The sequence below is a fragment of the Burkholderia singularis genome, from assembly GCF_001718875.1.
Taxonomy (GTDB): Bacteria; Pseudomonadota; Gammaproteobacteria; order Burkholderiales; family Burkholderiaceae; genus Burkholderia; species Burkholderia singularis.
The window spans coordinates 1,778,632-1,791,318 of sequence record NZ_CP013449.1 but is presented as its reverse complement, the minus strand read 5'-3'; the positions used below and the strand labels follow the sequence as shown (position 1 = coordinate 1,791,318).

At 59.1% G+C, this 12,687-nt stretch carries 10 protein-coding genes and 2 rRNA genes; 10 read left to right on the top strand and 2 right to left on the bottom strand.

Features of this window, described 5'->3' with window-relative positions:
• The first annotated feature begins 76 nt into the window (after positions 1–76).
• The 5 genes from AQ611_RS23260 to AQ611_RS26530 all read left to right on the top strand — a co-directional run bounded on the left by AQ611_RS23260 (position 77) and on the right by AQ611_RS26530 (position 4,546).
• A 23S ribosomal RNA gene (locus AQ611_RS23260) occupies positions 77–2,956 on the top strand.
• A 114-nt stretch (positions 2,957–3,070) separates the two neighbouring features.
• Positions 3,071–3,183: ribosomal RNA gene (rrf, locus tag AQ611_RS23255) — 5S ribosomal RNA — on the top strand.
• 174 nt (positions 3,184–3,357) lie between these two features.
• Complete coding sequence (gene cueR, locus AQ611_RS23250; protein ID WP_069236218.1) at positions 3,358–3,762, top strand: Cu(I)-responsive transcriptional regulator; 405 nt, start codon at positions 3,358–3,360, stop codon at positions 3,760–3,762.
• A gap of 214 nt (positions 3,763–3,976) precedes the next feature.
• Entirely contained in the window at positions 3,977–4,126 is a 150-nt protein-coding gene (locus AQ611_RS25210; protein ID WP_082710165.1) for a DUF3563 family protein, read from the top strand.
• A 114-nt stretch (positions 4,127–4,240) separates the two neighbouring features.
• Positions 4,241–4,546, top strand: a complete 306-nt coding sequence (locus tag AQ611_RS26530; RefSeq protein WP_069236217.1) for a hypothetical protein — start codon at positions 4,241–4,243, stop codon at positions 4,544–4,546.
• A gap of 24 nt (positions 4,547–4,570) precedes the next feature.
• Here AQ611_RS26530 and AQ611_RS23240 read toward each other — a convergent pair whose 3' ends face one another.
• Together AQ611_RS23240 and AQ611_RS23235 are read right to left on the bottom strand one after the other, a co-directional pair.
• A complete protein-coding gene (locus AQ611_RS23240) occupies positions 4,571–5,416 on the bottom strand; it encodes a 23S rRNA (adenine(2030)-N(6))-methyltransferase RlmJ (protein ID WP_069236216.1) in 846 nt (281 codons plus the stop codon).
• A gap of 104 nt (positions 5,417–5,520) precedes the next feature.
• Positions 5,521–6,720 carry an amino acid aminotransferase gene (locus AQ611_RS23235; protein ID WP_059518678.1) on the bottom strand — a complete coding sequence of 400 codons (1,200 nt, stop codon included), beginning with the start codon at positions 6,718–6,720 and terminating at the stop codon, positions 5,521–5,523.
• Between the two features lie 288 nt (positions 6,721–7,008).
• Between AQ611_RS23235 and uvrB the strand changes: the two genes are divergently transcribed.
• The 5 genes from uvrB (at position 7,009) to AQ611_RS23210 (ending at position 12,579) form a co-directional block, all read left to right on the top strand.
• Entirely contained in the window at positions 7,009–9,099 is a 2,091-nt protein-coding gene (uvrB, locus tag AQ611_RS23230) for an excinuclease ABC subunit UvrB (protein WP_069236215.1), read from the top strand.
• A 236-nt stretch (positions 9,100–9,335) separates the two neighbouring features.
• Positions 9,336–9,887: an iron transporter gene (locus AQ611_RS23225; RefSeq protein ID WP_059518929.1), complete on the top strand. Its 552-nt coding sequence runs from the start codon at positions 9,336–9,338 to the stop codon at positions 9,885–9,887.
• Positions 9,888–9,950: 63 nt separating this feature from the next.
• On the top strand, positions 9,951–10,280 hold the full coding sequence (locus tag AQ611_RS23220) for a cupredoxin domain-containing protein (RefSeq protein ID WP_069236214.1): 330 nt from the start codon (positions 9,951–9,953) through the stop codon (positions 10,278–10,280).
• 59 nt (positions 10,281–10,339) lie between these two features.
• A complete protein-coding gene (locus AQ611_RS23215; RefSeq protein ID WP_069236483.1) occupies positions 10,340–11,182 on the top strand; it encodes an FTR1 family iron permease in 843 nt (280 codons plus the stop codon).
• Positions 11,179–12,579: a 4Fe-4S binding protein gene (locus tag AQ611_RS23210; protein ID WP_069236213.1), complete on the top strand. Its 1,401-nt coding sequence runs from the start codon at positions 11,179–11,181 to the stop codon at positions 12,577–12,579. Before AQ611_RS23215 ends, AQ611_RS23210 begins: the two co-directional genes overlap by 4 nt.
• The last annotated feature ends 108 nt before the right edge of the window (positions 12,580–12,687 follow it).

Below are 12,687 nucleotides of genomic sequence, written 5' to 3'. Positions count from 1 at the left end.
AACTTCATTGTTCGGCTCAATTTGGAATACGGCACAACGCGAGAACTCAACCTGTAACGAGACAGACTCGTTATAGGGTCAAGCGAACAAGTGCATGTGGTGGATGCCTTGGCGATCACAGGCGATGAAGGACGCGGTAGCCTGCGAAAAGCCCCGGGGAGCTGGCAAACAAGCTTTGATCCGGGGATGTCCGAATGGGGAAACCCACTCCTGATGGAGTATCCATGACTGAATCCATAGGTCATGTGAGGCGAACGCGGTGAACTGAAACATCTAAGTAACCGCAGGAAAAGAAATCAACCGAGATTCCCAAAGTAGTGGCGAGCGAAATGGGAAGAGCCTGTACTCTTTATTTGTATTGTTAGCCGAACGCTCTGGAAAGTGCGGCCATAGCAGGTGATAGCCCTGTAGGCGAAAACAGTATGAAAGAACTAGGTGTACGACAAGTAGGGCGGGACACGTGAAATCCTGTCTGAAGATGGGGGGACCATCCTCCAAGGCTAAATACTCGTGATCGACCGATAGTGAACCAGTACCGTGAGGGAAAGGCGAAAAGAACCCCGGGAGGGGAGTGAAATAGATCCTGAAACCGCATGCATACAAACAGTCGGAGCCTCGTAAGGGGTGACGGCGTACCTTTTGTATAATGGGTCAGCGACTTACGTTCAGTAGCAAGCTTAACCGAATAGGGCAGGCGTAGCGAAAGCGAGTCCGAATAGGGCGTTCAGTTGCTGGGCGTAGACCCGAAACCAGGTGATCTATCCATGGCCAGGATGAAGGTGCGGTAACACGTACTGGAGGTCCGAACCCACTAACGTTGAAAAGTTAGGGGATGAGCTGTGGATAGGGGTGAAAGGCTAAACAAACCTGGAAATAGCTGGTTCTCTCCGAAAACTATTTAGGTAGTGCCTCGTGTCTCACCTTCGGGGGTAGAGCACTGTCATGGTTGGGGGGTCTATTGCAGATTACCCCGCCATAGCAAACTCCGAATACCGAAGAGTGCAATCACGGGAGACAGACATCGGGTGCTAACGTCCGGTGTCAAGAGGGAAACAACCCAGACCGCCAGCTAAGGTCCCCAAATATGGCTAAGTGGGAAACGAAGTGGGAAGGCTAAAACAGTCAGGAGGTTGGCTTAGAAGCAGCCACCCTTTAAAGAAAGCGTAATAGCTCACTGATCGAGTCGTCCTGCGCGGAAGATGTAACGGGGCTAAGCCATATACCGAAGCTGCGGATGCGAGCTTGCTCGCATGGTAGGAGAGCGTTCCGTAAGCCTGCGAAGGTGCCTTGTAAAGGGTGCTGGAGGTATCGGAAGTGCGAATGCTGACATGAGTAGCGATAAAGGGGGTGAAAGGCCCCCTCGCCGTAAGCCCAAGGTTTCCTACGCAACGTTCATCGGCGTAGGGTGAGTCGGCCCCTAAGGCGAGGCAGAAATGCGTAGCTGATGGGAAGCAGGTCAATATTCCTGCACCGTCGTTAGATGCGATGGGGGGACGGATCGCGGAAGGTTGTCCGGGTGTTGGACGTCCCGGTCGCTGCATTGGAGAAGGCGCTTAGGCAAATCCGGGCGCAGGATTCAAGGGTGTGGCGCGAGCGACTTCGGTCGCGAAGCAATTGGAAGTGGTTCCAAGAAAAGCCTCTAAGCTTCAGTCTAACGATGACCGTACCGCAAACCGACACAGGTGGGCGAGATGAGTATTCTAAGGCGCTTGAGAGAACTCGGGAGAAGGAACTCGGCAAATTGGTACCGTAACTTCGGGATAAGGTACGCCCTGGTAGCTTGACTGGCCTGCGCCAGAAGGGTGAAGGGGTTGCAATAAACTGGTGGCTGCGACTGTTTAATAAAAACACAGCACTCTGCAAACACGAAAGTGGACGTATAGGGTGTGACGCCTGCCCGGTGCCGGAAGATTAAATGATGGGGTGCAAGCTCTTGATTGAAGTCCCGGTAAACGGCGGCCGTAACTATAACGGTCCTAAGGTAGCGAAATTCCTTGTCGGGTAAGTTCCGACCTGCACGAATGGCGTAACGATGGCCACACTGTCTCCTCCCGAGACTCAGCGAAGTTGAAGTGTTTGTGATGATGCAATCTACCCGCGGCTAGACGGAAAGACCCCATGAACCTTTACTGTAGCTTTGCATTGGACTTTGAACCGATCTGTGTAGGATAGGTGGGAGGCTATGAAACCGGAACGCTAGTTTCGGTGGAGCCGTCCTTGAAATACCACCCTGGTTTGTTTGAGGTTCTAACCTTGGCCCGTGATCCGGGTCGGGGACAGTGCATGGTAGGCAGTTTGACTGGGGCGGTCTCCTCCCAAAGCGTAACGGAGGAGTACGAAGGTACGCTAGGTACGGTCGGAAATCGTGCTGATAGTGCAATGGCATAAGCGTGCTTAACTGCGAGACCGACAAGTCGAGCAGGTGCGAAAGCAGGTCATAGTGATCCGGTGGTTCTGTATGGAAGGGCCATCGCTCAACGGATAAAAGGTACTCTGGGGATAACAGGCTGATACCGCCCAAGAGTTCATATCGACGGCGGTGTTTGGCACCTCGATGTCGGCTCATCTCATCCTGGGGCTGTAGCCGGTCCCAAGGGTATGGCTGTTCGCCATTTAAAGAGGTACGTGAGCTGGGTTTAAAACGTCGTGAGACAGTTTGGTCCCTATCTGCCGTGGGCGTTGGATATTTGAAGGGGGCTGCTCCTAGTACGAGAGGACCGGAGTGGACGAACCTCTGGTGTACCGGTTGTCACGCCAGTGGCATCGCCGGGTAGCTATGTTCGGAAGAGATAACCGCTGAAAGCATCTAAGCGGGAAACTCGCCTTAAGATGAGATATCCCCGGGGACTTGATCCCCTTGAAGGGTCGTTCGAGACCAGGACGTTGATAGGTCGGGTGTGTACGCGCAGTAATGCGTTCAGCTAACCGATACTAATTGCCCGTAAGGCTTGATCCTATAACAAGTCTGTCTTACAGAACTTGTTGATTCTCGTGTGCGATACGCACAACCCAAGATTACTGCTTCTTCCAAGATTGGTTGCGCTGCGAAGCAACGCAACAACCCGCTTTGCCTGATGACCATAGCGAGTCGGTCCCACCCCTTCCCATCCCGAACAGGACCGTGAAACGACTCCACGCCGATGATAGTGCGGATCCCCGTGTGAAAGTAGGTAATCGTCAGGCTCCCCCTTAAAAAACCCCCGCCTACCCAGCGGGGGTTTTTGCTTTTACGCCCTCAAACTCTTCAAGCTCCACAAACCCCCCCTCATCGCCCCAGCGCTCCGGCTCCGCTCCGCGCGAGGCGATATGGCGTCTTTAGCGTTAACATTGAGCCATCGATTTTGTCGGGGACAATCAGTGAACATTGGGGAAGCGGCGAAAGTATCCGGCGTCAGTGCGAAGATGATTCGCTATTACGAAAGTGTGGGGCTTCTCACTCCCGCGAAGCGAACCGACGCCGGGTATCGCGTTTACCACGACGAAGATATTCATTCGCTTCGCTTTATTCGGCAGGCAAGACGTCTTGGTTTTCTAGTCGATGACATTAGAAGGTTGCTTGCACTTTGGCAAGACCGATCGAGGGCGAGCGCTGAAGTCAAGGCAATCGCGCTCGAGCACGTAGCCGAACTGGACGAGCGGATTTCCGAGCTGACCGACATGCGCAATACGCTTGCTAACCTCGCCGTCCATTGCCACGGGGACGAGCGTCCTGAATGCCCTATTTTGGAGCGCTTGGCAGATTCATGTTGTGCACCGAAATAGCACATCCGATGTCGTGTCTGCCTATCCTGGAAGTAAAAATATATAAAAATCATATACTTGGAAGGCATGGCCCTGAGCTATTCCAAATCGGCATGCTCTGTATTCGAGCATTTCACTGGTAAGTTGGTGCATCCAAGCTATAATCGGGTTAACCCTATACGGGATATCCCTGATCTCGATTTCCAGGGATCTCACTCTTCCTTGGAGAACCGACATGTTTGCCTACATCATTGAAAAACTGAGCAACTGGTTTGAAACCGCGGAACGCGAGCGTCGCGAGGCCTACTTGGCTTCGTCGAGTGATATCGTTCAGCTCGAGCAACGTATCCGCTCGCTGGAAACCAACGGTTACTCGATTCTGTAATTCCGCGCGGCAGCGCTATCGCGATCGTGCTCGATGAAGGCCCCGAACGGATTGACTCGGGGCTTTATCTTTTTGTAGGCTGAAATCTCGCGTTATAAATCTGGGGATTACCTGATGAGATTCGCCCATCGATTCCTTCGCATTGCGCTATGCGGCCTCGCGACGTCACCGGCTTTTGCCGGAGCGAGCGGTAGCGCGCCTTTGATCCTCGATACGCAAAGCGGAATTCATGACGGCCGGAGCGGTGTCGTGTCGCGAAATGTGCCGCTGTCTAGCGCTCCGATCGTGGAGCCGATCCGGCCAGCCTCGATGATGGCGCTGCCATCAGCAGCGACAGCGCCGATGGTCATCATTCCGTATATCGAAGTGCCGGGGGCTCCAGCGCCATACACCGCACCGGCGGCGCAGCCGCGCGACTAGCTATAACTCCACCATGCCGGTGGCTCAATTGCCGCGATGTTCGATCCTGAAGGTGGCGTCTGCGTCCTGTCCCAGTACCTCAACCAGATAGGGCAGCGCTTCTTTCATCGTATTGATCAGCGTATATGGCGGGTTCAGTACGAACATGCCGCTGCCGAAAAGTCCGTAGCCGTCCGTTGGCGGGCGGCTCACGGTCAGGCTCAGATGCAGCCAGTTGCTTGTCTGCAGACGCTTCAGCTGATCGGGCAAACGCTGTGATTCGGTGCGGCTTACCTGCGGATACCAGATCGCATAGCAGCCCGTCGCGAATCGCTTCAGGCTTTCCTCGACGCACACGAGCGTTTTTGCATAATCGCGTTTGTCCTCGTATGACGGATCGATAAGCACCAGTGCGCGGCGTGGCGGCGGAGGCAGCAACGCTTTGATGCCGTCGAAGCCGTCGCCTGAGTAAATCATTGCGCGCCGTCCAGCGTCCCGGAAATTGTGACGTAGTACATCGATTTCGGTACTGTGCAGCTCGAACAGACGCATCCGGTCCTGCTCTCGCATCAGCCGCCATGCGAGATAGGGTGAGCCGGGGTAGTAGCGCATCTCGCCATCGCTGTTCAGTGCCCGGACTTCGTCGACATAGTCGGCGAGCGCATCAGGCAGATCCGTCGCGTTCCAGATTTTCTCGATGCCCGTGCTGAATTCGGTGGTTTTTGCCGCATAGCCGTCGGTTAGCGAGTAGACGCCCGCTCCGGCATGCGTATCGATGTACCAATACGATTTGTCTTTCTTGTTCAAATGACGCAGCAATTGAACGACGACGGCGTGCTTGAGGACGTCCGCATGATTGCCGGCGTGAAAACCGTGGCGATAGCTGAGCATGACGAAAAGATTCCGATGAAAAAACGCGCTCTCAAAGGAGCGCGTTTTTGTTTCAGCCCAAGGCGGCCGCGATGAGGTAACGGTATGGCGGCTGCCTGGCCGATTTACTTCAGGACGGCCGCGATTGCGTTGGCGACGACGTCGATATTGCGCGTGTTCAGCGCGGCGACGCAAATGCGGCCGGTGCTGACCGCATAGATGCCGAACTCTTCGCGCAGACGGTCCACCTGCGCGGCCGTCAGCCCCGAATACGAGAACATCCCGCGTTGCGCGTTGATGAAGCTGAAATCGCGGTCGACGTTCGCCGACTTCAGCCGTTCGACAAGGCCGTTGCGCATCGCGCGGATACGGTCGCGCATCTCGCCCAGTTCTTCCAGCCACGCAGCGCGCAATTCGGGCGATGCAAACACTGCCGAGACGAGCGCGGCACCATGAGTCGGCGGGTTCGAATAGTTGGTGCGGATGACGCGCTTCAATTGCGACAGCACGCGAGCGGATTCGTCGTTGCTGCCGGTAATGATCGACAGCGCCCCGATGCGCTCGCCATACAGCGAAAACGACTTCGAGAACGACGACGACACGAACACGTTCAGATCCGCCTGCGCGAAGAGGCGTACTGCGGCTGCGTCGGCGTCCACGTTCTCGCCAAAGCCTTGGTAAGCGATGTCGAGGAACGGCACGAGCTGGCGGGTCTTCACGGCTTCGACCACCTGCGCCCACTGCACGTCGCTCAGGTCAACGCCGGTGGGATTGTGGCAGCACGCGTGCAGCACGACGATCGTGCCCGGCGCGTAGCTGTTCAGTGCGGACAGCATGCCGTCGAAGTTGACGCCGTTGGTTTTCGCGTCGTAGTACGGATAGGCGACGACTTCAAAACCCGCCGTTTCGAACAGGGCGCGATGATTTTCCCAGCTCGGATCGCTGATGGCGACCTTGGCTTTCGGGTTCAGCGTGCGCAGGAAATCCGCGCCGATCTTCAGCGCTCCGGTGCCGCCGAGCGCCTGGGCCGTTACGACGCGGCCGGCCGCGATGACGGGGGAGTTGTCGCCGAGCAGCAGCTTCTGGACCGCGGCGTCATAAGCGGCGATTCCGTCGATCGGCAGATAGCCGCGCGGCAGGCCCGCTTCGACACGCGCCTTTTCCGCGTCGCGCACCGCGCGCAACAGCGGAATCTTGCCTTCCTCATTCGTGTAGACACCGACGCCCAGATTGACTTTGGTCGAGCGCGTATCGGCGTTGAAGGCTTCGTTCAGGCCGAGGATCGGGTCACGGGGGGCAAGGGCGACAGCGGAGAAGAGCGACATGATGGATTCGCAGCAGTTGTGAAAAGAGGGTCGGTTGTGCAGCGCCGGCGCGGGTGGGCAGACTTATCGCACCACCTGGCGGATGACGCGGCCGGCGCAAAAGGGATAAAGCGCGGCAACACATCATTGTAGCGAATTCGACGCCGTTATTTAGCCAATGTTGCGGGCGTGCACGCGATTTTTTGGCGCGCCGGCGGATGTTCGCGAGTGGCCGGAAGCGGAGCCGGCCTGACGTCGAAGCGCTAGAATGATCGTTTGCTTCGTTTCGGCCCGCTGCCCCCTGCTCCCATGTCCGAACATCATTCCGACACCCGCGACATTCTCGACGAATCGAAATTCGTGACGTTCGACGATTCACCGTTCCAGCTCTATCAACCCTACGCGCCGTCGGGCGATCAGCCGAGCGCGATCGCGACGCTGGTCGAAGGCATCGAGGACGGCCTGTCGTTCCAGACGCTGCTCGGTGTGACGGGTTCGGGCAAGACGTTCACGATGGCCAATACGATTGCGCGGCTCGGCCGCCCGGCGATCGTTTTCGCGCCGAACAAAACGCTTGCCGCGCAGCTCTACTCGGAGTTCCGCGAATTCTTCCCGCGCAACGCGGTCGAGTATTTCGTGTCGTACTACGATTATTACCAGCCGGAAGCGTATGTGCCGCAGCGTGACCTGTTCATCGAGAAGGATTCGTCGGTCAACGAGCACATCGAGCAGATGCGGCTGTCGGCGACGAAAAGCCTGATGGAGCGGCGCGACGTGGTGATCGTCGCGACGGTGTCGGCGATTTACGGTATCGGCAATCCGTCCGAATATCATCAGATGATCCTGACGTTGCGCACGGGCGACAGGATCGGCCAGCGCGACGTGATCGCGCGATTGATCGCGATGCAGTACACGCGCAACGAACAGGATTTCCAGCGCGGCACGTTCCGCGTGCGCGGCGACACGATCGATATTTTCCCGGCCGAGCACGCGGAAATGGCGGTGCGCGTCGAGCTGTTCGACGACGAGATCGACACGCTGAATCTGTTCGATCCGCTGACGGGCCGCGTGCGGCAGAAGATTGCGCGTTTTACGGTCTATCCGTCGTCGCATTACGTGACGCCGCGTGACACCGTGATGCGCGCGGTCGAGACGATCAAGGCCGAGTTGCGCGAGCGGCTCGAGTTCTTTCATCGGGAAAACAAGCTCGTCGAGGCGCAGCGGCTCGAGCAGCGAACCCGCTTCGATCTCGAGATGCTGCAGGAACTCGGCTTCTGCAAGGGCATCGAGAATTATTCGCGGCACTTTTCAGGGGCGGCGCCTGGCGAGCCGCCGCCGACGCTCGTCGATTACCTGCCGCCCGACGCGCTGATGTTCCTGGACGAATCGCATGTGCTGATCGGCCAGTTGAACGGAATGTACAACGGCGACCGCGCGCGCAAGGAAAATCTCGTCGATTACGGGTTCCGGCTGCCGTCCGCGCTCGACAACCGGCCGCTGAAGTTTCCCGAATTCGAGCGCAAGATGCGCCAGGTGGTATTCGTGTCGGCGACGCCGGCCGATTACGAGAAGCGCGTGTCGGGGCAGGTCGCCGAGCAGGTCGTGCGGCCGACCGGGCTGGTCGACCCGGAGATCGAGGTGCGGCCGGCGAGTTCGCAGGTCGACGATGTGCTCGCCGAGATCCATGCGCGCGTGAGCGCCGACGAGCGCGTGTTGATCACCGTCCTGACGAAGCGGATGGCCGAGCAGTTGACCGAATTTCTGGCCGATCACGGCGTCAAGGTCCGCTATCTGCACAGCGATATCGATACCGTCGAGCGGGTGGAGATCATTCGTGATCTGCGGCTCGGCACGTTCGACGTGCTGGTCGGGATCAACCTGCTGCGCGAAGGGCTCGATATTCCGGAAGTGTCGCTGGTCGCAATTCTCGATGCGGACAAGGAGGGCTTCTTGCGCGCGGAGCGTTCGCTGATCCAGACGATCGGCCGCGCGGCGCGCAACGTGAACGGCAAGGCGATCCTCTATGCGGACACGATTACCGATTCGATGCGCCGCGCGATCGACGAAACCGAGCGGCGCCGCGCCAAGCAGATCGCTTACAACGAAGAGCATGGCATTACGCCGCGCGGCGTGGTCAAGCGGATCAAGGACATCATCGACGGCGTCTATAACGCGGACGAAGCGCGTGCGGAGCTGAAGGAGGCGCAGCAGCGCGCGAAGCTCGAGGACATGTCCGACAAGCAGATCGCGAAGGAAATCAAGCGGCTCGAGAAGCAGATGGCCGATTACGCGAAAAACCTCGAGTTCGAGAAGGCCGCGCAGGCGCGCGATCAGCTTGCACTGCTGCGCGAGCGGGTGTTCGGCGCGAACGTCGGCGATCACGTGAACGGAACCGAATGACGTGCGGCGGTTTTGCGCCGCACGGCTGGATTTCTGCTGCCGGATTCCGTTTGTAAGCCTTGTCGTATCAAGGGTTTAGCCGCCTTTCAATTTGTTTCAACGCCGGTTCAGTGCTAAACTTGCAACATTAGTGAGAATGGTTCGCATTAACGTTCTTCATCGTCTTTTCGTCTTCCAACGAGATGGCGGCGGGCGGCGCAGAGCAGGTGTCACGATAAAAACAAGGAGTTTCAATGATGTTGCGTTCTTCGTTTATCCGCGGCGGTGTTGCGGTGGCGGCCGCGTGCGTCGCGCTGGGCGCGTCGGCGGCCGAGTATCCGATCGGCAAGCACCAGATTCAGGGCGGTATGGAGATCGGCGCGGTGTATCTGCAGCCGATCACGATGGACCCGGAAGGCATGATGCGCAAGGCGTCGGATTCGGACATCCATTTGGAAGCCGACATCCACGCGGTCAAGAACAACCCGACGGGTTTCGCCGAGGGCGACTGGATGCCGTATCTGCAAGTCACGTACAAGCTGACGAAGCAGGGCGACGCGAAATGGAAGTCGGAAGGCGATCTGATGGCGATGGTCGCGAGCGACGGGCCGCATTACGGCGACAACGTGAAGTTGAATGGTCCGGGCAAGTATCACCTGACGCTCGTCGTGAAGCCGCCGATGCAGACGGGCCACATGGCGTTCGGTCGCCACGTCGACAAGGAAACCGGCGTCGGCCCGTGGTTCAAGCCGATCACGCTGGAATACGATTTCCCGTTCGCCGGCATCGGCAAGAAGGGCGGGTACTGATAGCGGTCAATGCGGGCAGCAGGATGGCGCGCGGCGAGCGCGCCGTCTTTTAAGAGAAATACGATGAGATTCCCCACAGCATTCGCGTTCGCGGCTGCAATCGTTGTCGCGGGCGCCGCGCAAGCGGCCGATCTGCCGACCTTCAAGCTCGAGATGGCGGACGGCAAGCTCAATCCGGCGCGCATCGAGGTGCCGGCCGGCCAGCGCATCAAGATCGAAATTCGCAATACGGGCAAGAGCGCGGCCGAATTCGAGAGCGTTCAGCTACGCAAGGAGAAGGTGCTGGCGCCGGGCGGCGAATCGTTCGTCGTGATCGCGCCGCTGTCGCCGGGCGAATACAAGTTTTTCGACGATTTCCACCAGCAGGCGCAAGGCGTGATCGTCGCGAAGTGAAGTGATGTTTTAACGTCCGCCGTATGGGCAAGCCGTTCGGCGCACGGATGGAGGCAACAATGGGTCAGATCTTGTTCGTCGTCTGGCGGGAGAGCGTCGAGGCATTGCTCGTCGTCGGCATTCTCTACGCATGGCTGAAAAACAGCGGCGACGATGCGCGTCGCGGTTTGCCGTATCTATGGGCGGGCGTCGCCGCTGGCCTGCTGATGGCAGTGGGGCTTGGCGCCGCGCTCGTCGGTTTTACCGAGGTGCTGTCGGGTGATGCGCAGGACTATTTTCAGACGGCGATGGTGCTGATCGCGTGCGTGCTGATCGTACAGATGGTGCTGTGGATGAAGCAGCACGGGCGCACGTTGAAGCGCGATATGGAGCGCTCGCTGCAACAGAGCACGCAGAGCGCGAATTGGTGGGGCGTTGCCGTGCTCGTCGCGCTGGCGATCGGGCGCGAGGGAAGCGAGACGGCCATTTTCCTGTACGGGCTCGGCTTCGGCCAATCGGGGCATGTCGGCGCGAGCCAGATGCTTGCCGTGCTGATCGGCCTGGGGCTTGCGTTCCTGACGTTCTATTTGCTGCAATTGGGCGGCAAGTATTTTTCGTGGCGGCACTTTTTCCGCGTCACCGAGATCATGCTGTTGTTTCTCGGCGCGGGCCTGTTTCAGACGGGCATCGACAAGCTGATCGACAAGGAAATCCTGCCGCTCGGCGTCGCGCAACTGTGGGATACGTCCGCGATTCTCGATGATTCGAGCACGTTCGGCTCGCTCGTGGCGACGCTGACCGGTTATCGTGCGCATCCGGCGTTGACGAACGTGGCTGCTTACGCGCTCTATTGGCTGGTTGTCTATCTGTTGCTCAAGCGCGCGACCAAGCAACCGGCGGCAACGGCGGGGCGGCCGGCATGAGCGCCGTCATCGGCCCCCGCAGCGGCGGCCTGATCGCGCAAGCCGGCCACTGGATGCAGCGGCACGGCGCGCTGATTCGCGGCATCCAATGGGCCGTGGTGGCGGTTTACGCGTTCCTGATTCTGGTGCCGGCGTTTACGCCGCTGCCGGACGATACCGCGCACCTGTGGAGCAACCTGACGCTGGCTGCGCAATTCGTTTTCTGGGGCATCTGGTGGCCGTTCGTGCTGCTGTCGATGGTGATGCTCGGCCGTGTATGGTGCGGCGTGCTGTGCCCGGAAGGGGCGCTGGCGGAATTCGCGAGCAAGTTCGGCCGAGGCCGGGCGATTCCGCGCTGGATGCGCTGGGGCGGCTGGCCGTTCGTCGCGTTCGGGCTCACGACGATCTACGGTCAGATGGTGAGCGTCTATCAATATCCGCGCGCCGTGCTGCTCGTGCTCGGCGGCTCGACACTGGCCGCCATCGTGATCGGCTTGCTGTATGGGCGCGAGAAGCGCGTCTGGTGCCGCTATTTGTGCCCGGTCAACGGCGTGTTCGGCCTGCTCGCGCGTCTTGCGCCGCTGCGCTACCGGGTCGACGAGGATGCGTGGCGGCGTTCGTACAAGCAGGGCGAGCACGGCCACCGCGTGATCCCGATCAATTGCGCGCCGCTCGTGCCGTTGCGAAGCATGAAGGGCGCGGCGGCGTGCCATATGTGCGGCCGTTGCAGCGGTCATCGCGATGCGATCGAGCTGACGCTGCGCTCGTCGTCGGAAGAGATCGTCGCACTGGGCGACAAGCAGGCGAGCGGCTGGGATACGGCGCTCATTCTTTACGGCCTGCTCGGCATTGCCATCGGGGCGTTCCATTGGACCGTGAGCCCCTGGTTCGTGCAGATCAAGCAAGCCATTGCGAGCTGGCTGATCGACCGCGACGTGATGTGGCCGCTCGACACCAACGCGCCATGGTTCATCTTCACGCATTATCCCGAGCACAACGATGTGTTCTCGTGGCTCGATGGCTCGCTCGTGATCGCGTATATCGTCGGCACGGGGCTGGGGTATGGCACCGCGCTCGCGCTTTTGCTCGCCGGTGCGGTTGCAATGCTCGGCCGCTTCGAGCGCGTGCGGCTGCATCATCTCGCACAGGCGTTGATTCCGCTCGCTGGCGCGGGTGTGTTCCTCGGCCTGTCGGCGACGACGCTATCGTTGTTGCGCGCCGAGCATGTGCCGCTCGGTTGGGCGTCGGATGTTCGGATTGCGATCCTTGTCGGCGCGAATCTGTGGAGCGCGTGGCTTGCTTGGCAGGTGACGGGGCGCTATGCCGGCGTGGCGCGCAGGCTGTTCGCGATGCTGTGGTTTGCGGCGGCGCTTGCGGTGATCGACAGTGCGTGGTGGTTGATGTTCTGGGGATTTTGACGCGCTGGCGCACATTTTTCCCGGCTGCTGCGTCGACGTCTGGTTTTCGAAGCATGCAAAAAAAGCGACGCGCCATCGGCTGCGTCGCTTTTTTCTTTTGCGTGGTGA

Bases quoted from the DNA above. Each gene is read 5' to 3' on its own strand.
- AQ611_RS23235 (WP_059518678.1), bottom strand. From the start codon at position 6,720: ATGTCGCTCTTCTCCGCTGTCGCCCTTGCCCCCCGTGACCCGATCCTC.
- AQ611_RS23215 (WP_069236483.1), top strand. From the start codon at position 10,340: ATGGGTCAGATCTTGTTCGTCGTCTGGCGGGAGAGCGTCGAGGCATTG.
- AQ611_RS25210 (WP_082710165.1), top strand. From the start codon at position 3,977: ATGTTTGCCTACATCATTGAAAAACTGAGCAACTGGTTTGAAACCGCG.
- AQ611_RS23220 (WP_069236214.1), top strand. From the start codon at position 9,951: ATGAGATTCCCCACAGCATTCGCGTTCGCGGCTGCAATCGTTGTCGCG.
- uvrB (WP_069236215.1), top strand. From the start codon at position 7,009: ATGTCCGAACATCATTCCGACACCCGCGACATTCTCGACGAATCGAAA.
- AQ611_RS26530 (WP_069236217.1), top strand. From the start codon at position 4,241: ATGAGATTCGCCCATCGATTCCTTCGCATTGCGCTATGCGGCCTCGCG.
- AQ611_RS23225 (WP_059518929.1), top strand. From the start codon at position 9,336: ATGTTGCGTTCTTCGTTTATCCGCGGCGGTGTTGCGGTGGCGGCCGCG.
- AQ611_RS23240 (WP_069236216.1), bottom strand. From the start codon at position 5,416: ATGCTCAGCTATCGCCACGGTTTTCACGCCGGCAATCATGCGGACGTC.
- AQ611_RS23210 (WP_069236213.1), top strand. From the start codon at position 11,179: ATGAGCGCCGTCATCGGCCCCCGCAGCGGCGGCCTGATCGCGCAAGCC.